We start from the raw sequence: 22,919 nt of genomic DNA, 5'->3' as shown, positions 1-22,919 counted from the left end.
CGTCGATAAGATGTGAGACATTATTAATTCTCTTTGCATCATGATATAAATTCAACATTCCCAATTAAAGAGCACGCTCCAATGCAGCTAAGCGCTAACAAGACTGCACAGTTTTTTATTCAAAATGAATATCATCAAGTTGAACTTGATGGTCCACGCCTATTGCTATCTTCAGTAGGCAGTGAAGAACGTATCCCGTTTACTATTTGGAGTGGCAAGGTCGCGATAAAGCGTGGGTTGTTTTGGGGATCATTGCAGTTCTTTGCGAATCAGCAAGATGGCAAACAGCGCAGTTGGTTAGTACAAGGCCTACCTTGGGAGCAGTGTCGTCAATTTGCACGTGTATCGGTTGCTGCGTATCAGAGGTGGCATAATACACAGTGTGAGCAACTTGCTGAACACGTCCCTCAATGGGAAACAGAACTGACACGCCTTGAGCAACTTCCTGCTTTTCTTCCTCATTCAAAAGTTAACTCCTGGGTCGACATGGTTCACTCGGATTTACAAAGTATGCCCATGACGCTAGAAGAAGCCGCTCAACGTATGCCGCACCGCATCGCTCGAATGCAGCCATGGTTGTCTGAAACGGAGAGCAAGCAAGCTGATAGAAACCAGCAATGGATAGAGACAGAAAGAAAAAATTGGGAAGTGCTGTTTGCTCAGTGTGAGTCATCTCCTCTGAACTTATCGCAGCAATACGCAGTATTAATGAACGATGATCATAACCTTATTCTAGCGGGTGCTGGCTCGGGTAAAACCAGTGTTCTAACCGCTCGTGTTGCTTATCTATTGCAAAGCCACCAAGCTCAAGCTGAAGAACTTCTATTACTTGCATTTGGGCGTGAAGCCGCTGATGAGATGAAACAGCGGCTCGCCAGCAAGATTGGATTATCAGCGGAGAAGGTACAAGTTAGTACTTTCCACCAATTAGGTTTGAAGATCCTAAATGAAGTTGAAACTGAACGTGTCGTTATTTCTCCGCTGGCATTAGACGACAATCAACGCCAAGCATGGTGTATTGATTGGTTGAAAAAGCACTGGATGACACCCACTAATTTCAAGCGTTGGCAAAAGCACCTGTCTAAATGGCCAATTGCTTATCTTACTGGTGATGATGAGCTTGGCAGTCACGTATCGAATCTTAAATTGATTGCTTGGTTAGAAAAACAACTTGAGCAGCTTAACGCGTCGGGCTTATCGAAGAAAGAAGTACAGCAACAGCTCATCGACCACCGAGATTATACGCGCTTAAATAGTGAACTCTCATTGTGTTGGCCATGTGTGACAGCGTGGCAAAAGGAACTGAAAGAACAGAATCATATAGACTTCTCAATCATGATCAGCCGTGCGACTCAATACGTCGAAAAGGGTAAATTTATCTCACCATGGAAGTTCATCATGATCGATGAATACCAAGATATCTCACCCGATCGTCTTGCTTTGGTTGAAGCGCTGTGTAATCAGTCGCAAGCTCAGCACCAAGCGTCTATTTTTGCTGTGGGCGATGACTGGCAGTCTATTTATCAGTTTGCGGGGGCCGATGTTGATTTAACAACGGGCTTTAAGGACCGCTTTGAAAGCTCGACTATTCATCACCTAGGTACCACTTATCGATTTAACAATCAGCTCGGTGCGGTTGCCAATCGCTTTGTACAAGAAAATCCAATTCAGATTCCGAAAGAACTGAACAGCTTCAAGCAACAGAAGCAGAAAGCGGTGTACAGTGCGCCAAGTAAAGAAGTTGAGAAGATCCTTGACCATTTGAACCGTCAATCTAAAGGTAAAACCAAAAAATCAGTGATGCTGCTTGGTCGCAACCACTATCACAAACCAGAGTTGTTAGATGATTGGAAAAAGATCTATACCTCGATCGATCTTCATTTTATGACCTGTCATGCGAGTAAGGGTAAAGAAGCCGACTTCGTGATTATTCTTTGTGTTGATGAAGGGCAGTTTCCGGCGAAAAAGAAACAACTGCATATTGATGGCGCGTTGACTGAGTCATCAGATGTGTTTCCTTATGCCGAAGAGAGACGCCTATTTTACGTGGCAATGACGCGTGCTAAAGAGAAGGTATGGATTACGCATAGCGGTGATGGTTCTGGCTTTGTGCAAGAGCTTCACGGTTCTGATTACCCTGTGATACGCAAAAAGTAATATACCTTGTCGTTATCGTCTAAAATTAGATCTCAAACCTGAATATAGAAGGATGCGATATGGAACATGGATCGATCAACTACATTGAATTTGCTGCACGAGATATGGCCGAAACTAAGGCATTTTTCAGTGCTGTGTTTGGCTGGAGTTTTGAAGATTATGGCCCAGAGTATTCTGCTTTCGAAGGTAAAGGTTTAATGGGGGGCTTCTATTTGGCAGATCTGGCGTCGAATACGGATAACGGCGCGGCGCTGATGGTTTTCTATAGCCAAGATCTTGAGCAAACCGAGCGCGATGTGATTGATGCTGGTGGTCAGATAAACCGTGAGATCTTTAGCTTTCCCGGCGGCAGACGTTTCCATTTTAGAGAGCCAAGTGGCAATGAGATGGCGGTGTGGAGTGAGAAGTAGAGAGACTCACTGAACTGTTTAATGTCTGAAAACGAGACATAAAAAAGCCTGCGATAATGCAGGCTTTTTAGTCTGTTCAGTAGAGAGCACATGTAACGTGCGATTAAGTACGCTCAGCTAGATACGCTTCGTAATCTGGGATCTCAATGATCACTTCTTCTTCAAGCAATGAAGAATTAAATAGGAAGTTAGCGGTAGCACGGTTGGTTGCAACAGGAATGTTCCACACACTTGCAATACGAAGTAGTGCTTTCACATCTGGATCGTGTGGTACAGCATTGAGTGGATCCCAGAAGAAAATCAGCATATCGATATTTCCTTCTGAAATAAGCGCGCCAAGCTGTTGGTCGCCGCCCATTGGGCCGCTGATCATACTTTTGATTGCTAAGCCTGTTTCTTTGCTGAGTAGAGAACCCGTAGTACCCGTTGCATATAGAAAATGACTTTGCAGCTTTTCTTTGTTTTCCTTAACCCATCTTAGTAGCTCTGGTTTGAAGTGGTCATGAGCAACCAAAGCGATATTCTTATGCGTTGGCATAGTACGTGTTGTTTTTTGCATGAATGTTCCCTAATTATTGTTCGTATTTTTATTGTTATTGAGTGCTTAACTCAATATATCACTATGGATTCACACTGAATACTGGTCGAAACTCAGAAGGTGACAATGAATCGGCAATAATTTGATCTTTTAATGTGGCAGGAGTGAGAGGTTCAATAACTGGAGCACTGTGTTTCTCATAAGGTTGCCCTCTCAAGTAATTAATGGCTTGCTTGAGTGACAAGCGACCTTGTTCGACCATTTTATCCGTAGGTGCAAAAAGGACTTTATTACGCAGTAAACCGCGGTAGATACCGTGACTCAAATAGCTCGAAATCAGACCTATTTCATTTGTTTTTCCTGCTGCTCTGAGTTCACTGATCGCCGCTTCGATAGCAACCGCGCTTCCGACAATATATTGAATATTAGGCTGCTCAATGACTTGCTGGACAAGGTTTCGTTGTAGTTCTTTATCGTTATCAGCCCAATAGCTGATCGCGATTTCGACATCGCTCGTCTTGATCGCATCATAAAAGCCGAGAGCAACCGGCTTGGTGCCTCCGCTAGCTTGAGGGCCAAGTAACAGGGCGATGGGGGTTTTGCCGGAACCTTTAGGGTGTGATTTCGCTAAATACTCCCCAACTTGAAAGCCCATCTGATACCAATCAACGCCCACTGTACCTTTCAATATCTTCTGTTGAATTTTATTGACGGTAAGCTCATTGACCGTCACAAAAACGGGCGTTGAGCCGACCCAATCGGTCAGGTTATCGTGGTAAGCGTCAGGTGAAACCGTTCCTAAAATTATGGCGTCGGCCCCCCATTGAGTGCAAAGCACCAGTTGTGAAGCTTGTTTAGTTGCGTTGGGGTAACCGCCTGCTTCCAAAACTTTTAGCTCGACTTGCTGTTTTTCTGCTTCCGAGACCATACCGTAGTTAACGGACAACCAATAAGAGTCTTTCAGGTGCGGATAAATGGCACAAACTTTCTCTTTTTTGATTACAGCGGTAGCCGATTCTATCGGGCTTGGAAGCATGCTAGCACTAGCGTTACTGCTTATTACAGTAAACAAAGCTAGGAGAAGTCTTGAAGCGAAAGGTTTAAATAGCATGGATTGCCGTTTTGTTGGTCTTAGATAAGAAACACTGCAAAATATAGCGTATTCTGCAGGGGTAGAGAAGAACGTTTTAAGGTTTAGATTTTATGTTATTAGCTTCAGCAAGTATTGGACGCAAGCTACTAGCCTCATTTTTAGTGATGGCGATGCTCGTTCTTTTGTCTGCATTGATCGGTGTTTCTGGATTTAGCTTTGTAGCAAAAACAGAGAGAAACGTTGTTGATTCGGCACTGCCTGCGATGATTGAAGCTCGTCAGGTTTCCGGATTGAGTAATCGCATCATTTCGTCTGTACAAACACTTTCCAATGCAAGAAATGAAGCAGAGAGAAAAAAAGCCGGCACTGTTTTGTTTGATCAGCTTGAGGCGCTATTACAACATATCAAGGAACTAGGGAGTGACAGTTTTGACTCCGAGCTGCTTGATGAACTTGAAAACAATGTTCAAAGTGTTATCAATACATTGGCTGAGCTTGGTGTCTCTGTAAAGCGTAAGCTTTGGCTCGCCAAAGAACTGTTGTCTCGTGTTGAAGAGATGCGTTTACTCGCTGAAGAGCTTGAACAATTAACTCGTACTCAAGTTTTAAATACGGCCACCATTGCTGTAGCTAATGTCACACACATCTACGATCTGCTAGAAACCGAAGAGACAGATAAAGCCTACCAAGCACTTGATGCACTGGTTGAGGTTGATCTCGATTTATCTGAACGGTTGCATGAATTGCACCTGCTAGCCTTTAAAATGCTTAATCAAATTGAAGAAACTCAAACCGTTACCAATGTCGAGCGTATTCATCAGATAAAAGCTGAATTCGAATCTAATCTGAGAGTTATGGCACGCCGTGTTAAAGCGGTAGAGGATCCTACTCGTTCTGCGCAGATGGCCCAATTATTGGATGAACTGAAGCGACGACAAGTGGTGTTTGATATCGCTCTAGAGAGGTATGAGAACAACAAACAATCCGAACTCTTAATGCAGAATACTTTGCAGTTATTTTCTCAATTAAATACCACCGTCAATCAACTTATTGATGATTCAAATCGGAGTACAAAGAAAGCAGTAGATGAACTGACATCCACTTTGAGTTTGGCTCAATGGTCGCTCTCGGTTATCTCCATAATAGGTCTGGTTATTGTGATTTTCATTGTGTGGCGTGTTGTTTATATTTCAGTAGTTAAACGTCTTACCGAGTATTCCTCTGCATTAATGTCGATCGCCCAAGGGCGTTTAAACATTGATATCTCAGTAAAAGGTAATGATGAACTCGCTCATATGGGGGAAGCCATTATCACTGCCAGAAATACGGCTCAAGCGTTGCAAGTGGTTGCTGTGGGCGAAGCTAAAGCGAAACGAGAACTTGAAGAGCACAAAGAGCATCTTGAAGAGTTAATCACTGAACGCACATATCAATTGCAACAAACTAACGAAAAACTGAATGTCGAAGTAAGTAACCACGCCAAAGCTCGTCACGCTGCAGAACAAGCGAGCCGTGCAAAGTCAGTTTTCCTAGCGACCATGAGTCACGAAATCAGAACACCAATGAATGGGGTGCTAGGTACAGCGAGATTGCTTAAAGACACTGGCCTAAATCCTTTACAGTCTGGTTATGCTGATATCATCAACCGCAGTGGTAAGAACCTGTTAGCGATTTTAAACGATGTACTTGATTATTCGAAGATTGAAGCGGGTCATTTAGAGATCCGAGTCGCTTCCTTCGACCTCCATCAAATGGTTCAAGATACTTATCAGTTGATGGAAGGGAGAGCCGGTGAGAAGAAGCTGAATTTTGATTTCCATATTGAAAGCGACGTGCAACGCTATTGGCGTGGTGACGTAACGCGAATCAGTCAAATCTTGAATAATTTGGTCGGTAACGCGATTAAGTTTACGGAAAGTGGCTCGGTCGATATCTTTATTAGCTTAGATATCGAAGATGAAAATCGAGTGATGTTTGAAGTGTCAGATACCGGTGTAGGTATTGATGCTAGCGAACAAGCTTGTCTGTTTGATGCCTTTACTCAAACCGACAGCGGTCGCAACAAAACCGGTGGCACAGGGCTTGGATTAGCGATCAGCAAAAGCATCATGCTGGCAATGAACGGGGATATTGGTGTTCATTCTGAAGAAAGCGAGGGTAGCCAGTTCTGGTTCTCACTGCCACTTGAAGCCGGTGAGAAGATAGAAACTAAAGTACCGGTCATTGAAGCGTGTATTCGAGCTAAGGTACTTCTGATTGAAGACAACCCCGTAAACTGCATCGTTGCTGAAGGCTTCTTGAATAACTTGGGGCACGAGGTTGTGATCGCGACAACAGGACAAGAAGCGAGAGCCATATTCAGTGAGCAAGAGTTCGATATTGCGCTGGTGGACATTAACTTACCGGACTGCGATGGCGTCGAGTTAATTCAACAACTCAAAGACGATGCGCTTCAGCATGAGAGTGAAGAAGACGTAATTCGAAAAGTACCACCAATGATCGCAGTATCGGCTCATGTGTTTAACGAAGAAGTAGAAAGCTACTTGTCGTCTGGCTTCGATGGTTTCTTACCTAAGCCGTTAGAGAAGGAAGCCTTGTCGGAATTGATTGTTGAGCAGTTGGACGGCCACGCGCTGTTGTTGCCTCAGCCCGATCCAAACGATACCGTTTGTAAGCAAAACGGTAACCGTGTTATTAAGAGCAACTATGATGAACTGCACTCGACACAGTTGGCTGATGTTTTGACGAAACGCGCGACGACAACTGACGCTTTAGATGAAGGAGACACTCCGGTGAAACTGATTGATTCCAAGGTGATAGAGGGTGACCTATCGATTCTTGGTTTAGAGAAAATGAAGCAAATCGTTGTGCTTTTCGAGGAGAGCAGCAACCTTACTTTGAATGAATTAGTTGAGGCGAGTGAAGCCGATAATGGACGAGAAGTGAAGTCTTTGGCGCACAAGCTTAAAGGATCTGCGGGGAGCTTGGGTTTATCTGCCCTGTACAGTTTGTGTCAGAGCATTGAAGCAAGCGAAGCCCCATTACTGCAGTACAGAGATAACGACCAAGCTTTATCTGAATTGGTTAAAGATTCGTTAGAGGCTCTCCTCCCTTATGTTTCTGCTTAATGGTGTAGGTTTGTTTTAAGCAATACCCAATCAGCAAGACCAACAAAAAATCCTCTGTACGAATATCGTCAGAGGATTTTTTATATCATGCAAGTGAACCTTCTTTCATAACGACTAGCCTCTTAAAACTAATCTCTCCCAAGAGCTAGAACTAAAACTAAGGCTTATCACTTATTATCTATTTTCAAAGCGGTTGTAATCCAACAAACCAAACTCAATAGGCTGATCTTTTTGATACCAACGATGCACACGGTCACTGAACGACCAAAATTTCGGAGAGCTGCGTCGTACTGCAAATTTATCAAGTAACGCTATGTAGTCTTCTTCTGTGTTCAAGTTTTGTAGTGTTTTAACGAGGTTCGGAATCTCGTTCTCTGTTAATGATAGGTAAGCTTCGGGGTAGCTGCCCAACACACCACGGACGAGCGTTAAGTCATCATTGGCGTAATCACGGTTACTTTCTTCATCAAAAAGGCTCGAAATGTTGCTGTGAGCGTTGTTATGAATCATGGTGAACAACTGGTCCTGGCCGTTTTTGCCTTCAATCATAATCATCACTAGTTGTGGTACATGACGTAAGCCTTCGCCCCGAATCAAACTCACTTGATTAAGCAGAGCCTCGTTTTTTTTACCAAACCCAGTCTCAACAATATCAAAGCGATTATCGAGTACAGGTGCTAGTCTATCTTTGAGCATGTGCAGCAGTTCACGCTTCGGATCGTCGGTTTTGTAAATCACGCTGGTTGGCTGCTCAAAAGGAGCAATATTACGCTGCAAAAAGTCACTTAATTGTACGCTTTGATTTTGGTACCAACTTGAATGCTCTATATGTCGGAAGTCTTTAGGAAGAAGGGTTAAGAAATTGCTCTCACCCTCAAGGCGTAAGAAATCCATAAACATACGAGTAATCAGTTGGTGGCCAAAGTTACCATACACATCAAATCCTGCTACAAGAAGGTAGTGAATTCGTTCTAAAAGAGCATAGTCAAGAACCCATGCCGTTTTCGGCTGAGGGCCAACCAAGCCTTGGACAACAGAGGCGCTATCAAAGTGTCTAAAGATGGTTAGAGCGGCATTGCGGTTAATGCCATTGCCGTCCCATATGATGCCAGTGTCTAGGTTGACGCCACTTGCAAACCATTGGTTAGTGAAATCGGATTTAGCATTGAGATATCGTGCTTGTTGCTTTGAGTAGCGTACCCAATTAGTCGCCGGGACGGTATTGCTTTTTAATTCGCTCGGTAGCTTTAAGTTTTTCTTTTGACTGGCATAGAAGGCGTTGATTTCCGGTAAATCGGCTTTATCTGGGTCAATGAAGAATACCCAAAAACGGTCATTAATGACATTCAGTGCGAGCTGACCGCGGCACACCGGTCCTTTGATAAAGGCCATGATGGTGTTTTGTGCGTTATCCAACATGAAGTGGAAACGTGAGTTTACCGGCATCGCTTCGAAAGAAGTCATAGGGTTGGCTGCAACATCTATGTCATAGCTAGGAAGTTGTTTGACTTGGTAATCAGCATCTACAAACCACGTATTCCATTTTTGTAGGCGCTCTTTATTTAGCGCGAAGGGCATGTGCGTCTTGTCAACAATCGTGCCTTGCTCTGGAATTAATCGGTAGTAGACTCGGGCGACTTTTGGATCGTCGTAAGGGCGACGAGTCGCAATGCGCTGGACTGTTTCGCCTGGTGGTGTTGCGGAACGAACGATTGAGAAGAAACGTGTTGGCTGCCCTAAATCAGAAAAATAGACGTGCGATAAAAACAGATGCTCGTAGATGTAACGCGCGGAGAGCTGACTCTTGTTCGAGTTTTTATTCAGGAAGCTTTCATAGACGTTAACAAGCCTTTTCTCGGCATCGTTTAGCGGAATATGCTCGTTCATCAATGCCCCGTTTTCTAACCAGCTCATTAATGTCGCATACTCCGTCTTGTCGAGGTTTGGCATGCCATAAGGCATCCCCCAAGTCGGGTAGTCTTTTTCATATTGAGGATATTCTTCGATGGTTGGACACCGTTGGTCACGATCGGTTGAAAAGTCGAAACCTTCAAGCTGGGTTTGATCGGGCAGAGGGTGATTCTCTTTCTGAATCAGCATACGAGAAACAAGACCGGCGTCGAGGTTAGCCGTTGAGTTCTGCATACGCTCGTTAAGCACCGGGTGGAAATCAGCATCACGCCACTCTTGTGTGGTTAACGCGTCTTCAAACAAACGAGTAGGGGCTGAGGCGGTTAAGCGAGTGCCTTGGTAGACAAGTGCCTTACTTGCGCCACGATCGATACCTTCCACCGAAGACATTTTGAGTTGGCAAGGTGCGTCGTAGCACGCATGACACACCACACATCGGTTATTAATGATGGGCTTTACTTCGTCAATGAAGTGCTGTGCTTGAGCAGAAAGAATAGGAACTTGGCGATTACGAACTTGCTGTTCACCAAATAGTTCATCGAAGTTTAAACCCGCGTATACGGCACAACCTGAGAAGACGCTTACGAAAGCTAAAATGAATATTTTTTTCAAATTCATAGGTATTTAAATATTAGGAGTTTTTCCAATTATATCGAAAAGGCTTATGTTCTAACAATGTTACGGACAAAGTGGTTAATAGGGTTAATCAGTAGGAGAGAGATGAGGACTCGGGTTCGATTGTCGTTTGATACAAAAAGAGCCTAACCCTCAGGCTAAGCTCTTCAGTAACAAATTCAATCTTTTCTGACGATTAAGCTTGAGATGCTTTTAGTTCAGACACTTTAGCTTCAGAGATAGGCTTAGTGATGATTGCTAGAACAATACACACTGCCATCATAACTGCAGAGATTGTGTAAGCTAGGCCGTAACCTTCACCATTCGTCATTGAGTAACCAACAACCGCTGCACCGATAGCGCCGCCGATACCCCATGCTGTATAAAGCACGCCGTAGTTTGTACCGTAGTTTTTCAGGCCGTAGAACTCAGCAGTTAGAGTTGGGAATACGGCTAGAAGCGTACCGTAACCAACAGCTGCGATAGCCGTACCAATGATTAGCGTGAATTCAGAGTTGAATGTAGCGAATAGAGCCATGTTCGCGCCTTGAAGGATGAACGCTAGCAGTAGAGTACGTACGCCACCGATTTTATCTGCAAGCATACCCGCAGCAACGCGGCCGCCTGAGTTGAATACAGCAAGGATAGACGCTAAGTAGACGGCGTTTGGTAGGTTCGCTTGAACACTAGCAATCGTAGTGATGTTACCGATGATCATAAGGCCAACAGACGCAGCAAATGCGTACATGATCCATAGAGAGTAGAACTGAGGAGTCTTCAGCATTACTTTCCAAGTTAGATCTTCAGTTTTCTTAACCGCTTTAGGTGCTTGGCCTGCTTTTACTTTTGGCTCAGCTGGCGTGTAATCCGAAGGTGGGTTGTTGATCGTTGCTGCCAGAGGTACTGCAATTGCAAGTACACCAACACCAAGAATCATAAAGCTTGTTTGGATACCCATGCTGTTGATTAGCGCAGAAGTTACTGGCGCTAGGTAAATAGCTGCAAGACCGAAGCCCGCTGCGATTAGACCGTTAACCATACCTTTCTTAGAAGAGTGGAACCATTTCATTGCAGATGGAGAAAGACAGGCGTAACCGAAGCCGATACCAGCACCTGTCATCACACCAAACGTTAGGTTTAGCATCATAGGAGTTGTCGCGAAACCAGAAGCAATCATGCCCAGGCCTGTAAGTGCTGTACCTAGAATAAGGATCTTACGTGGCCCCATGCGGTCTTGTAGGATGCCTGCAATAAGAAGACAAACAGAGAATGTGATAGTTGCAATAGCGTAAGGTGAAGATGCTTCAGCAGCACTCCAACCAGCTTCAGTCACTAGCGCCTTGTTAAATACACTCCAAGCATACAGGATGCCAAGACAAAGGTTGATACAGAAGCCTGCCAGCAGGATACGTGTTGCTTTATCAATCTTGCTCATTTTTATTCTCAGTTTTGTCATCAATTATGTGGAGAGTCACTTAACTAATGACGGGTTATTGTGATTATTTCTTCAAAATTAGTTTGCGTTTTTCAACAGGTGACGCAAAAGAGCGCGGATTATAACCAATAAAAATGTGATTGGAATCTATTTTTCCGTTTTTGGTCAATTAAGCTTTCTTTGTTAACAGGGTGTTTTTTGTTGGTTTTTAAATTGTTTTCAACACCTTTCTATTTTGTTTTTTTAGTGCTGTCATCTTATTTATCTTTAGGGATTTTTTCGTCATGGTTTCTGAGTAGCCTTGTATTTCGTGCGGATATCACAAATTTTAGAATTATTTTAAATTTTTTATAAAGTTAACTTTGTGTAACAAAATAAATCAAAATAGCGCTTTGTTTATATGAGACAAGGAGTAACGGAGTCCAATTAAAAACAAGTTGTTAATTACTTGTTAATGGTGGTTTTTGTGGGTACTTTTGCTTACATTTTGTCCGATACAAGGGGTTGTGTTGTCGAGAGAAAGTGGGAAAATAGCACACAAACAAAGATTCCAAATTTGAAAGGATGCGTTTCCAACTTATGGCGAGGCGAGTATTATGAAACTGTTTTTAATTCTATTGATGTCAATTTCTGGTGGTTTGGCGGCAGCTGACCATATTCACTCTTTCTTGTTTGGCTTCTATATTGCTGCATTAGCGGTGGGTAGTTGCTATTGGCTTGCATTTCGCAGCACGCGTTTCCCGCAGTTGGCTTTAATGCTATTAATGTGTGGTTTCTTCGCGAAAATCGCTGTGACGGTTATCGGTGTTTCTTGGGGGATCTCGAACGATATCATTCAATCGCCGTTTATTTTCTCATTGTCATACCTGTTCTTCTTAGTGGTTGTGTCTTACGTTTGGTTTGCATACCGCGATAAATTGACGCTAAAAAAGCGCGCTAAGCAGATAGAAGAGTCTCGCAAACAAGCGGCAGCGTAATTCGATTTGATTCTTAAAAAGCTTTCTTCGGAAGGCTTTTTTGATCTTGCCTCGCTGAATTTGTAGGGCAGATAAAAGAACCCCCAGTATGGCGACATACTGGGGGTTCTTGTTATTTATCTAGTCTCTAGCCGCTATCATCTAGCAAATACAGGTCTTAACGTGTGTTACTTCTTCATCAACTTCGCTAGATCAGCAAAGGGATTGTGCGTTGCTGATTGATGGTCGTCTAAACGGGCTTTTGCATCAACACCGTAACGGTCATGATCCGTGTATTTTGAGTGCTCATGATCGTGACAGTACAAGCACAGTAGTTCCCAGTTGCTACCATCTTCAGGGTTGTTTGTATGGTCGTGATCCACGTGGTGAACGGTAAGCTCTCTTAAGTTTGAGTAAACAAATTCACGTGCACATTTACCACAAACCCAAGGGTACAGTTTTAGTGCTTTTTCGCGGTAGCCTTTCTCTTGGCGAGCGTACGCAGCACTCGAGCCTGTGTAATCAGAAGACATTGCCTAATCCTTATCAATTGTAATCTCCCGATTTTATCACAGCTTTCTGGAACGGGTAGGACTGTCGTTGCTAAATGATGCTCTAGACTGACCAACATTAAATGAGGTTCGAAACAAGATTAGAATAGGTGCTTACCTTTTATATGAATCCTCTTGGTAAACGGGTTATGTCTTTCAGGAATAAGCCATGCTTAACAGTTTGAAAATAAATCGTATTCAGGGGTTTTAACCAAGGACATGTGACCTAATATCAGTTTGTGAGACCCTATATTAATAAGGAAATATCATGTCACAACAATACACACCGCCAAAAGTTTGGGTTAACGATACTGCTGGTGGTAATAAGTGGGCAAACATTAACAGCCCTGAATCTGGCGCTCGATTTGATAAAGAGCTTCCTGTTGGTGACCATGCTTTGCAACTGTATTCTCTTGGCACACCTAACGGCCAGAAAGTCACTATCATGCTAGAAGAGCTGTTGGCGGCGGGTGTTAAAGAAGCTGAATATGATGCGTACTTGATCAATATTGGCGAGTCAGACCAATTTTCATCTGGTTTTGTTGGCATAAACCCAAACTCTAAAATACCAGCACTTGTCGACAAGTCTGGTGATGAAGACGTTAATGTTTTCGAATCGGCATCTATCTTGATGCATCTGGCTGAAAAGTTTGGTTACTTCCTACCAAAAGAAGGAGAGGCAAGAACGCAAACTATCAATTGGTTGTTCTGGGCACAAGGTTCAGCGCCATTCTTAGGTGGTGGTTTTGGTCACTTCTACGCTTACGCTGATGAAAAACAAGAGTACCCAATTAACCGTTTTGCGATGGAAGCTAAGCGTCAACTAGACGTGTTAGATAAACAGTTAGCAAACAACACATTTGTTGCAGGTGAAGAGCTTAGCATCGCTGATATCGCGATTTGGCCTTGGTATGGCAACCTTGTACTAGGCAAGCTGTATGATGCGGCTGAGTTCCTACAAGTTGAGTCTTACACCAATGTCGTTCGTTGGGCGAAGCAACTTGAAGCGCGTGAAGGTTTCCAACGCGGCCGAGTCGTTAACCGCTCATTTGGCGAAGAGTGGGAGCAAGTACCAGAGCGCCATTCTGCTGAAGATATTGATCGTGTTTTAAAACTACGCCCGTAGGTCTTCAAAGCGATGGTCGACACCACGTCATAGAGTTTGTTTTACCGGCCAACGTTGACTCAAACTCTATTTTTGTTTCTTATGGATCCTTTGGAAAGTAAGTCCACTTATTTAGACTTAGCTATTGAAGGCGGTTTAGGTATAAAATCGCGATATCATAATTCTAAAGGATGGTGCCATGTACCACGGTCACGTTTATTTCCCTCTGCGATTTGCAGAGCAAGCTGAGACACTACGTCAGAAAATTATTACAGAGCGTAAGGATGTATTAGAAGTTTATCCATTGATACAGCGCTTGGTAGGCCCACATAAAATGCCAATGTTTGAGGTCCATTTTGTTAATAAAGAATCTGGATTTGTTGAGTGGCTTGAGCAAGCACGAGGAGATATGTCAGTGCTGATTCACCCAGTAACGGGGGGCGAAGAGACCTTAGATCATACCGTTCGTGCTACGTGGCTTGGTCGCGAGTTGGGTGTTTTTGAAGAAGCGCTAACCAGTTAATTCAATTTTTCGCCCGACAATACGTAACGAATAAACGTACTGTCGGGTGTGCCGGTACACCTCTCGTTTTGCTCATCGACTTCTTATTGAAATGTTAGTTTCACTAGCTATTCCCCTGTAATAAAACGCCACAACTGCAGCGCCTAGTGCATTAATATGTTGATTAGGCTCACCATCAAATAGCGATACATATCTCGATAGTTACCACTGTCCACACTAACGTTTCTTATGAGTGACAATAAGGGAGTTTTGGTAAATAAAAGCTCCCTTATTGTAAACTACCTACCTAACACAGCAATTTGGGACACTTTTTCCCATGCCGAATTGGTAATACTGACTCCATATTCATTTATGGGCTCAATAATGTTATTCAAACATCCCATCTCTCTACTAACTATTATTCGGCTTAACCCATTAAAGGTTGCTGCGACTTGGTTAATGGTATTGGCTGAAAATGTGATGCTTATTCTGCTGCCACTATTTATTGGTTACGCCATCGACGGCGTGTTAAGTCAAAACTTTCAGCCTTTAGTGATGCTGGCAGTGATTCTCTTCGTACTGGTTATTCTCAGTGTTGTTCGTCGTTTTTACGATACCCGTGTTTATGGGGCGATTCGGGTAAAGCTCGTGAATATTGTAGAGCGAAACCTGCGCGGGCTACCGGTCTCAACCAAAGACGCTCGGCTAACTATGTCTCGTGAGCTAGTGGATTTCCTAGAAGAAGACTTGCCTGCGTTGATGACGGCAGTGGTTCAGCTTGTTGCTACCGTGGTGATTCTCTCTACGTTCCATTTCTCATTGGCGCTTTGCATGCTGTTTGCTGGGCTGTCGATGCTAGCTATCTACAGCGTATTCCACCAAACATTCACACGACTCAATGGCCAGCTTAATGATCAAGTTGAACAGCAAGTTCAATTGCTGAGCGGTGTTCGTTTATCTGTACTTCGCAGGCACTTTGAGCGACTTAAACAGTGTGAAATCAAACTCTCAGACACCGAGGCTATTGTCTACGGGCTGATCTTTACTGTGTTGTTTGGCGCGGTAGTCGGCAATTTGTGGATGGTGAGCCGGCTTATTGGGCCAACCGCAGGGCAAGTGTTCTCTATCGTTACCTATTCATTGGAGTTTGTTGAAACCGCAGTGATGCTACCAATTACGCTGCAAACCCTTTCTCGCCTTACTGAAATCAGTCAGCGACTTAACCACACCTCTGTTCAAAAGGCTACCAAGGAGATGCCCTATGAAGTTTAAAAAGCCACTGTCTGTATTAGTCGGTTGTGCGGCTATCTTTGTTGCCTTGATTGTTGTCGATCAATTGGAACCAGAAGCGGCAGAGCCTGTGAAGAAACAAGCGGTACTGGCGCCAGCTTCCGTGTTGGAGGTGACCCCTTCGCAACACGAATCGACGTTAACGGTACTAGGCTTAACCGCTGCTCGTTGGCCGATTCAACTCAAAGCATCGAGCAGTGCACAATTGAAATGGTTGAATGAAAGCATTGAGCCGGGAAATTTAGTCAAAAAAGGCGATGTGTTAGCGAGGCTAGATACCAGTGCCGTCGATGCGAACTTGGCGCAAGCGTTAAGTGCATTGAAACAAGCGGAATTTGAGTTGAAACAGGCTAAGCATGAGCAAACGGTCGCTCTCAAAATGCTTAACCCAAAAACAAGTTCATCCTTTGCTCGCAGAGAGCCTCAATTACTTGCAGCGAAAGCTAATCTAAAACAAGCAAAACAGGCTTACATAAGCGCGCGGAAACTACTGGAAGAGTCGGTGATTACCGCGCCTTTTGATGCGGTCATCATGAAACGCCACATTAGCCCGAGAGAGTGGATAGAGTCGGGGCAAGTGACCTTTGAATTAGCTGCCAGTGATTCGATTGATATTGAGCTGCCTATCTCTGAAATGCACTGGCAACAAGTACAAGCCGCCTTAGTTAAGCCAAGTATTCGTGTCGTCAGTCGTTCTGGGAATCAATGGCCGGCGAAGGTGCGCTATGTGTCTCCGGAAGTGGATTCGGTGACTCGTCAAAGACAGGTGGTACTCTTGGTTGAAGACCCTTACCAAAACAAGCCAAGACTGTTTCCGAATCAGCAGATTCAAGCCGTGGTTAACTTAGGTCTAAAAGATGACGTAGTAAGCGTACCTCTGAGCGCGATGACCCGAGATGGGTATGTGTGGACGTTAGACAAAGAAGATCGTTTACAAAAAGAGTCGGTAGCGCTCATTGGACAAGGCAGCCAACAGCTCGATATTCGCTTCAATGATCAAAGTGATAAGGCTCGCCGTGTGGTGCAATATCCGCTTTCTTCGATGCTAATTGGTAAACAAGTCGCGCCTAGATTCTATGAAGGACGCTCTGAAGCAATGCTTGCCGGCAAATCTGATGCAGCACAGATTAAGGAATCAAACTAATGAGTTGGATGACTAAATGGTTTATTAACAATCCAGTCGCCGCTAATTTGTTGATGATGGCGATTGTTATTAGTGGCGTGCTGGCATTTGGGCTGTTACGTGTTGAGTCGTTTCCACAAATTGCACCATCTTCAATCAGCATTACCGTGGCTTACCCCGGCGGTACAGCGCAACAGATCGATGAGAGCGTGACCCAGCGAATCGAAGAGTCGATCAGCGGTATTCCAGGCATCAAACAGATCACCAGTCAGTCGAGTGCTAGCGTTTCTAGAGTCGTGGTGCGTAAAACCAGCAGCGCAGATTTAGACAAGCTGTTGGATGACATTCGTAATCAAGTTAACGCCATCAATGGCTTTCCCGTGCAAGCAGAAAGGCCGCAAGTTGTGCGTAACGAATTTACCAATTTAGCGGCGTTTGTGGTGGTGTCTGGGCCAAGAACCGATGACGAACTGCAACCCATCGCCAAGCAACTTGAACAGGCGTTAAAGAAGAACCCTCGTATATCGAAGGTATCAAATTGGGGAACTCGCACATCTCAATTGGTTATCGAGCCAGATCCTGACCAACTGAAAGCGTTGGGGTTGAGCTTAGAAGATCTCGCAGATCTCGTTGAGCAGCGTTCACTTGAGACTCGCAGCGGTGAACTGATCAGTGACAAAGGTCGAATGGTGATTCGTGGTGAGGGTTATGCCGATGATCTACAGAAGCTGAATCAGCTTGTCGTAATTTCAGGACGCAACGGGAAAATACTGTTGGGTGATATCGCCAAGTTAAGCCGAGGTTACCAATACAGTGGTTCTATCGTGCGTAACAACGGCTCTAACGCCATTGCATTATTGGTCAGTACTAGCCAAACCGACAACTTACTCAAAGTTAGTGAAGCGATCAGTGAAACGCTCGATGCCCAACGCGCGATTTTGCCGTCGGATATAGAGTTGAATACCATGGCCGACATGGCACCTTACATCGAAGACCAGTTATTTCGCCTGAGTGAGAACGCATGGCAAGGCTTGTTAATAGTTCTGATTTTGCTTGGCGTATTCCTTGAAATTAGGCTCGCGTTTTGGGTCGCAATGGGGATTCCGATTGCGCTGACTGGAACGCTAGCCGCGATGCAGTGGTTTAACTACAGCATCAACGACATCACCCTGTTTGGCTTTATCTTGGTGCTCGGTGTGCTGGTGGACGATGCAGTTGTTGTCGGGGAAGCGATACATGAAAAACGGACGGGTAACGTCGGCTATTCTCCTAATACCAATGGTTTCTCAAATATAAATGGAAAGACAGCCGCTTGGCAGGGCGTGCACTCCGTGTCAGTGGCAACTGTATTCGGTGTGCTGACAACCATCGCAGCGTTTTCTCCAATGTTATGGATTAACAATGAGTTAGCCAAGGTGCTTGCGGGGTTTTCTGCAGTAGTGATCTTCGCTTTGATCTTCTCACTTATCGAGAGCAAATTTATTCTGCCGTCACACTTGGCACAGCTTTCAGTGAAAAAGCCATCAACAAGTATCTTTGCCAAGGTGCAGAATGCTGCTCAAGGCGGGTTGCAGTGGTTCAATCTCAATATCTATAAGCCGATATTGGAGTTTGCTCTTGGCTACAAAGTGGCGTCTTTGCTTGGGTTTGTGGCGGTTATTTCACTGGCTTATGGCATGTGGTCGAATGGTGCGATTCGCAGTGCGTTGTTCCCTGAAATTCCGGGGCGTTACATCACTGCGGTTATTGAGCTAGAAGATGGCGCGCCGTTGCCACTGCAGCGCCAAGCTTTGTTGCAAGTAGAGCAAGCAATGACGCAGGTCGAAAAGGGTTTAATGGAAGATTATCCGTTGCAAGAGAAGCCTGTTGTGAACCTGCTCGCTTGGTCTGATGGCTATGGTGAAATTGAAGTCACTGCCGAGCTCACCAATGAATCTTTAAGCTTATTGCAGGATAACCTACTGTTGAAGCGATGGCGAGAAAAAACTGGGCAAATTGAAGGCGCTTACTCGGTTAAATTCAGCGCAGCTGAGGAGCCTGCTGGTGGCACATTCTTAACGATCTCTTCCAATGAACGTGAGCTTGCATCAAGAGTAAGCGAGCAGTTAGCCAATACATTAGCGTCGTTGAAAGGCGTTTCGGATGTTTACGACGATGGTCAGGACGGTTTACCGCAAGTTCGCTTGGTGTTAAATCAATATGGGCAACAGCTTGGGTTAACTCAAGCCACGCTAGCTCAACTCGCAGGAGAAGCGTTTGGCGAAAGAGAAGTGCATCGTCTGTTGGAAAACGGGCAAGAAACTAAGGTGCTGCTGCAATATCCAAGGGATGAGCGTAGAACCTTAGCTCAGTTGGAAGAAGCCATTATTATGTTGCCGAATGGTGGTAGTGTGATGATTGGCGATATTGCTGAGTTCCGCCACGAGCAAGAGCCGCAAGTGGTTTACCGCCGTGACCGAGAGCAAGTCATCAACCTGTATTGGAAGCAGAACCGTGACCTACAATCCCCAGAGAAAACACGTGAGCAACTCGAAGATACAATTGAATCTTTGCACTTACAGTTTCCAAGCGTGACCATCAAAGCGGGCGGCGAGTTTGAAGAAATCGGTGAGGTGTCAAACGGCTTCAAATCAGCGATGATACTAACGCTCATCATGATCTACATTTTGTTGGCGGTGCCATTGAAGTCTTATTGGCAACCAATGATCATCATGGCGGTAATACCATTCGGATTCGCAGGCGCGATTTTTGGTCATTACTTGATGGATTTGCCAATCAGCATTCTTTCTATGTTTGGCATGACGGCCATGACGGGGATTGTGATTAATGACTCGCTGGTGCTGATCACGCGTTTTAATGTTGAATATCGCCAAGGCGTGCCGTTACAGAAAGCGTTAGTAATCGCAGGTACTAGCCGTTTGAGAGCGATTTTCTTAACCACGATTACCACTGTGTGTGGGTTGTTGCCTTTGTTAAGCGAAACTGCGGAACAAGCACAATACTTAAAGCCTGCGGCGGTGTCGTTAGTGTTTGGTGAGTTGTTTGCCACAGCGGTAACGCTGATTTTGATTCCCGTACTGCTTGGTTTGTTTTGCCGTAAGCCACCTTTACTTGAAAATTTAATTGAAAAAGAACCGGGCGAAAAAGATTCATCAGAAGAACTCACTTTGGGGCGATCGTGATTGATTTTATAAAGGACAAAGACGATAGTGAAGTCAAGCTATCCGAGATCAGACCCAATGTACCTGAGAACAAAGACCGTATGAAGCAAGAGAACAAACCTGATTATCAATTGGTGCCTGGTTTCAAACTCGTGCCAGAGATTGCATTGATTGAATCTTTGCCAGAACATCTTCAAAAACGCTTTTCACATGCGCTTAATTTGATGCATGAAGAGTGGGGTGAGCGACGTACTTGGGAGGAGATAGCAACCGAGAGTGCGATTTCTCCCTATCACTTTCATCGGCAGTTTACTGAGCTGTTCAACGAAACGCCGGGCCAATATTTAGGTCGAGTTCGGCTGCAAGTCGCGGTCAGTTTGTTGCTCAATGATGAGCCGTGGAGCGTTATTGAAATTGCTCAGTATTGCGGGTTTTCATCGTCACAGTCGTTAGGTAAGGCGCTCAAGCGTGAACTTGGCGTCACGGCGAAGCACATTCGAGAAATGGGCTATAACGCGACACCTAAAGAAACGGCAGATTTCATTCAGAAATTGGCCCATCCGGGCGTGCAGTCTTCAATGGAAGAAGAACTGGTTAAGTCGATGCCTACCGAATTGGCTTGGTATCCAGAGCGTGGCATGCAGAAGCTTAAACTAGACGATCCTGACTGGGACACTGTGTTTGAGATGTATGGTCAGAAGTCGACTCAGTTGATGGGCACCACACCGATTAAACAGATGAGAAATAAGTGGGACGACATCGACGTTGAAATTGGAAACTGGCAAGTCGCTAAAGACCGTTACGATAAGATCATTCCAGAAGGCTACTACTTGTGTAGCGATGTTTATCTGGTTTCGGATGTGGCGTATAGCACGGCCTTAGAAGCTCTGTTTAAGGCGGTTGAGCAACAAGGTTTGAAGTTAGATGTGCAAGGTTATTTGGTAGAGATGATTCGTCAGATCGACACGGGTGATGTCGAAGGTGTGACGTTTGCATTCCAGTTACCTGTGTTAGCGACCTCAGAAAAGTAACTCCAGAGCGAGCGTTTCTAGATAGTTCCAATAAAAAGGCTCCTCAAATGAGGAGCCTTTGTTTTAAGGAGCCGTTTTACCAAGAAACCGGTTATCAAGAGCCTCTGGTTATCGGGTTGAACCGTTAACCAGAGTAGGGGGATTAAGCCTCTGCAGTTGCCTTAGAGTCGCTCATCTTTTTAAGCGCAGCGTAACCGAAACCAGTTACAGCTGTACCCGCTGCAATCGCCACTAGGTACATAAGAACTGGAGAGATAGCACCAGGAATTAGTAGTACGAACAAGCCGCCGTGTGGAGCCATTAGCTGAGCACCAAACATCATTGAAAGAGCACCAGTTAGTGCGCCACCTGCCATACAAGCTGGGATAACACGCATTGGATCTTTCGCTGCGAATGGAATCGCACCTTCAGAGATGAAACATAGGCCAAGAACGAATGATGCTTTACCGGCTTCACGCTCGCCCGCTTCAAACTTGTCTTTCACTAGGAAAGTCGCAAGGCCCATACCTAGCGCAGGAACCATACCTGCTGCCATGATAGCCGCCATTGGTGCGTAAGTTTGCGAAGCCAGTAGGCCAACACCGAATGTGTAAGCCGCTTTGTTTACAGGGCCACCAAGGTCGAAACACATCATTGCGCCTAGAATCACACCCAGAAGAATCGCGTTAGACGTTCCCATGTTGTTTAGGAAAGTCGTCATCGCACTCATCACGCCAGAAACAGGGCCACCTACGATGTAAACCATCACCAAGCCAGTGAACAAACTCGCAATAAACGGAATGATTAGAATAGGCTTAAGGGCTTCCATAGATTGTGGAAGTTGAACTTTGTCGGCAATGAACTTCGCTGAGTAACCCGCTATGAAACCCGCTGCGATACCACCTAGGAAACCTGCGCCTGTTGAGCTAGCCAACATACCGCCGATTAGACCTGGCGCCAGACCCGGACGGTCAGCAATTGAGAATGCAATGAAACCAGCAAGAACAGGGATCATCAGTGCGAATGCAGAGCCACCACCGATAGTCATCAGTGCTGCTGCTAGTGTGCCTTCTTTTTTAAACGCTTCGATACCGAATACGAAAGAGAGTGCGATGATCAAACCACCCGCAACAACCACTGGAAGCATGTGAGAAACACCAGTCATAAGGTGCTTGTACACGCCTTTCTTCTCGTCAGCAGGCGCCGCATTAGAAGATGCTGTGTGCTGGTATGGTTTAGCTTCTGCGAATGCTTTTTCCATCTCTTGCTTTGTTTTCTTAAGCGCAGGACCCGTTGTCGTTTTGTATAGCGCTTTGCCGTTAAAACGATCCAGAGGCACATCAATGTCGGCTGCGATGATAACCAGATCAGCGTCGGCGATTTCTTGGTCTGTCAGTTGGTTTTTCGCACCTACAGAGCCGCGAGTTTCCACTTTTATTTGGTGACCTAGGCGTTTGCCTTCGGCTTCAAGCGCTTCAGCGGCCATAAAGGTATGTGCAACACCCGTTGGGCAAGCGGTAATCGCTACGATCTTTTTGCTGCCTGTTGTTGCTGTTGTAGAGGTGTTTGCTGAAGTACCAGCCACTTCAACAGTGCTTTCAACTTGAGAAGCGTCTAATACTGTTGCTTCTGCTACCGCTTTCTCTAGGAATGCTTTTGCATCTGCAGTGCATTCAGAGATGGCCGCTTGGTACACTTTCTTGCCAACAAAGCGCGCTTTATCAATGTTGGTGTTAGCTGCGATAACCACAACCTCGCTGCTGTCGATAGTGTCTTGCGATACGGTTGAATCAGGTAGCACGCTTGATTGACATTCAATAGCAGCGTTCCAACTCAATGCTTTTGTCGCTTGCTCTAGCAAGCCTGCTGCGATGATGCTGTTTGCTACGCCACTTGGGCAAGCTGTGATAATGGTAATATTCATAATAAACCTT

General features: G+C 45.0%; 16 protein-coding genes. 10 read left to right on the top strand and 6 right to left on the bottom strand.

Annotated features, from left to right (window positions below; all coding sequences use genetic code 11):
• Positions 1–81: 81 nt before the first annotated feature.
• Positions 82–2,157 (top strand): DNA helicase IV, encoded by a 2,076-nt coding sequence (gene helD, locus ACED48_RS10060; RefSeq protein WP_017058527.1) that lies wholly within the window; start codon positions 82–84, stop codon positions 2,155–2,157.
• A 59-nt stretch (positions 2,158–2,216) separates the two neighbouring features.
• On the top strand, positions 2,217–2,567 hold the full coding sequence (locus ACED48_RS10055; protein WP_017058526.1) for a VOC family protein: 351 nt from the start codon (positions 2,217–2,219) through the stop codon (positions 2,565–2,567).
• 103 nt (positions 2,568–2,670) lie between these two features.
• Here the strand turns inward: ACED48_RS10055 and ACED48_RS10050 are convergent, their stop codons facing one another.
• Complete coding sequence (locus ACED48_RS10050) at positions 2,671–3,126, bottom strand: methylglyoxal synthase (protein WP_017058525.1); 456 nt, start codon at positions 3,124–3,126, stop codon at positions 2,671–2,673.
• Between the two features lie 61 nt (positions 3,127–3,187).
• A complete protein-coding gene (gene torT, locus ACED48_RS10045) occupies positions 3,188–4,216 on the bottom strand; it encodes a TMAO reductase system periplasmic protein TorT (protein ID WP_029627309.1) in 1,029 nt (342 codons plus the stop codon).
• Between the two features lie 92 nt (positions 4,217–4,308).
• Between torT and torS the strand changes: the two genes are divergently transcribed.
• Positions 4,309–7,326, top strand: a complete 3,018-nt coding sequence (gene torS, locus ACED48_RS10040) for a TMAO reductase system sensor histidine kinase/response regulator TorS (protein WP_017058523.1) — start codon at positions 4,309–4,311, stop codon at positions 7,324–7,326.
• A gap of 174 nt (positions 7,327–7,500) precedes the next feature.
• On the opposite strand, the gene ACED48_RS10035 is transcribed toward torS, so the two are convergent.
• On the bottom strand, positions 7,501–9,855 hold the full coding sequence (locus ACED48_RS10035; protein WP_017058522.1) for a fatty acid cis/trans isomerase: 2,355 nt from the start codon (positions 9,853–9,855) through the stop codon (positions 7,501–7,503).
• Positions 9,856–10,048: 193 nt separating this feature from the next.
• Complete coding sequence (locus ACED48_RS10030) at positions 10,049–11,287, bottom strand: OFA family MFS transporter (RefSeq protein WP_017058521.1); 1,239 nt, start codon at positions 11,285–11,287, stop codon at positions 10,049–10,051.
• Positions 11,288–11,883: 596 nt separating this feature from the next.
• Here ACED48_RS10030 and ACED48_RS10025 point away from each other — a divergent pair.
• Positions 11,884–12,264: a hypothetical protein gene (locus ACED48_RS10025; RefSeq protein ID WP_017058520.1), complete on the top strand. Its 381-nt coding sequence runs from the start codon at positions 11,884–11,886 to the stop codon at positions 12,262–12,264.
• Between the two features lie 167 nt (positions 12,265–12,431).
• On the opposite strand, the gene ACED48_RS10020 is transcribed toward ACED48_RS10025, so the two are convergent.
• The gene (locus ACED48_RS10020; RefSeq protein ID WP_004730279.1) at positions 12,432–12,776 is read right to left on the bottom strand and encodes a YajD family HNH nuclease; all 345 of its coding nucleotides are present in this window, start codon (positions 12,774–12,776) and stop codon (positions 12,432–12,434) included.
• 286 nt (positions 12,777–13,062) lie between these two features.
• Between ACED48_RS10020 and yghU the strand changes: the two genes are divergently transcribed.
• The 6 genes from yghU (at position 13,063) to ACED48_RS09990 (ending at position 21,006) form a co-directional block, all read left to right on the top strand.
• Complete coding sequence (yghU, locus tag ACED48_RS10015; RefSeq protein WP_017058519.1) at positions 13,063–13,920, top strand: glutathione-dependent disulfide-bond oxidoreductase; 858 nt, start codon at positions 13,063–13,065, stop codon at positions 13,918–13,920.
• Positions 13,921–14,098: 178 nt separating this feature from the next.
• Positions 14,099–14,422, top strand: coding sequence for a DOPA 4,5-dioxygenase family protein (locus tag ACED48_RS10010; protein ID WP_017058518.1), 324 nt, complete (start codon positions 14,099–14,101; stop codon positions 14,420–14,422).
• Positions 14,423–14,785: 363 nt separating this feature from the next.
• Positions 14,786–15,673 (top strand): ABC transporter six-transmembrane domain-containing protein, encoded by an 888-nt coding sequence (locus ACED48_RS10005; protein WP_017058517.1) that lies wholly within the window; start codon positions 14,786–14,788, stop codon positions 15,671–15,673.
• The gene (locus ACED48_RS10000) at positions 15,663–16,835 is read left to right on the top strand and encodes an efflux RND transporter periplasmic adaptor subunit (RefSeq protein WP_017058516.1); all 1,173 of its coding nucleotides are present in this window, start codon (positions 15,663–15,665) and stop codon (positions 16,833–16,835) included. The genes ACED48_RS10005 and ACED48_RS10000 overlap by 11 nt, the downstream gene beginning before the upstream one ends.
• Positions 16,835–19,996: an efflux RND transporter permease subunit gene (locus tag ACED48_RS09995; RefSeq protein ID WP_017058515.1), complete on the top strand. Its 3,162-nt coding sequence runs from the start codon at positions 16,835–16,837 to the stop codon at positions 19,994–19,996. Before ACED48_RS10000 ends, ACED48_RS09995 begins: the two co-directional genes overlap by 1 nt.
• Positions 19,993–21,006 (top strand): helix-turn-helix transcriptional regulator, encoded by a 1,014-nt coding sequence (locus ACED48_RS09990; RefSeq protein ID WP_017058514.1) that lies wholly within the window; start codon positions 19,993–19,995, stop codon positions 21,004–21,006. The genes ACED48_RS09995 and ACED48_RS09990 overlap by 4 nt, the downstream gene beginning before the upstream one ends.
• Positions 21,007–21,148: 142 nt before the next feature.
• Here the strand turns inward: ACED48_RS09990 and fruA are convergent, their stop codons facing one another.
• Positions 21,149–22,909: a PTS fructose transporter subunit IIBC gene (gene fruA / locus ACED48_RS09985; protein WP_017058513.1), complete on the bottom strand. Its 1,761-nt coding sequence runs from the start codon at positions 22,907–22,909 to the stop codon at positions 21,149–21,151.
• Between the last annotated feature and the right edge of the window lie 10 nt (positions 22,910–22,919).

This window comes from Vibrio sp. 5S239 (genome assembly GCF_041439575.1).
Lineage (GTDB): Bacteria > Pseudomonadota > Gammaproteobacteria > Enterobacterales > Vibrionaceae > Vibrio > Vibrio kanaloae.
This window is presented reverse-complemented; position numbering and strand designations above follow the sequence as displayed.

Coding starts and splice junctions, on each gene's coding strand:
- helD (WP_017058527.1), top strand. CDS start 82: ATGCAGCTAAGCGCTAACAAGACTGCACAGTTTTTTATTCAAAATGAA.
- ACED48_RS10055 (WP_017058526.1), top strand. CDS start 2,217: ATGGAACATGGATCGATCAACTACATTGAATTTGCTGCACGAGATATG.
- ACED48_RS10050 (WP_017058525.1), bottom strand. CDS start 3,126: ATGCAAAAAACAACACGTACTATGCCAACGCATAAGAATATCGCTTTG.
- torT (WP_029627309.1), bottom strand. CDS start 4,216: ATGCTATTTAAACCTTTCGCTTCAAGACTTCTCCTAGCTTTGTTTACT.
- torS (WP_017058523.1), top strand. CDS start 4,309: ATGTTATTAGCTTCAGCAAGTATTGGACGCAAGCTACTAGCCTCATTT.
- ACED48_RS10035 (WP_017058522.1), bottom strand. CDS start 9,855: ATGAATTTGAAAAAAATATTCATTTTAGCTTTCGTAAGCGTCTTCTCA.
- ACED48_RS10030 (WP_017058521.1), bottom strand. CDS start 11,287: ATGAGCAAGATTGATAAAGCAACACGTATCCTGCTGGCAGGCTTCTGT.
- ACED48_RS10025 (WP_017058520.1), top strand. CDS start 11,884: ATGAAACTGTTTTTAATTCTATTGATGTCAATTTCTGGTGGTTTGGCG.
- ACED48_RS10020 (WP_004730279.1), bottom strand. CDS start 12,776: ATGTCTTCTGATTACACAGGCTCGAGTGCTGCGTACGCTCGCCAAGAG.
- yghU (WP_017058519.1), top strand. CDS start 13,063: ATGTCACAACAATACACACCGCCAAAAGTTTGGGTTAACGATACTGCT.
- ACED48_RS10010 (WP_017058518.1), top strand. CDS start 14,099: ATGTACCACGGTCACGTTTATTTCCCTCTGCGATTTGCAGAGCAAGCT.
- ACED48_RS10005 (WP_017058517.1), top strand. CDS start 14,786: ATGTTATTCAAACATCCCATCTCTCTACTAACTATTATTCGGCTTAAC.
- ACED48_RS10000 (WP_017058516.1), top strand. CDS start 15,663: ATGAAGTTTAAAAAGCCACTGTCTGTATTAGTCGGTTGTGCGGCTATC.
- ACED48_RS09995 (WP_017058515.1), top strand. CDS start 16,835: ATGAGTTGGATGACTAAATGGTTTATTAACAATCCAGTCGCCGCTAAT.
- fruA (WP_017058513.1), bottom strand. CDS start 22,909: ATGAATATTACCATTATCACAGCTTGCCCAAGTGGCGTAGCAAACAGC.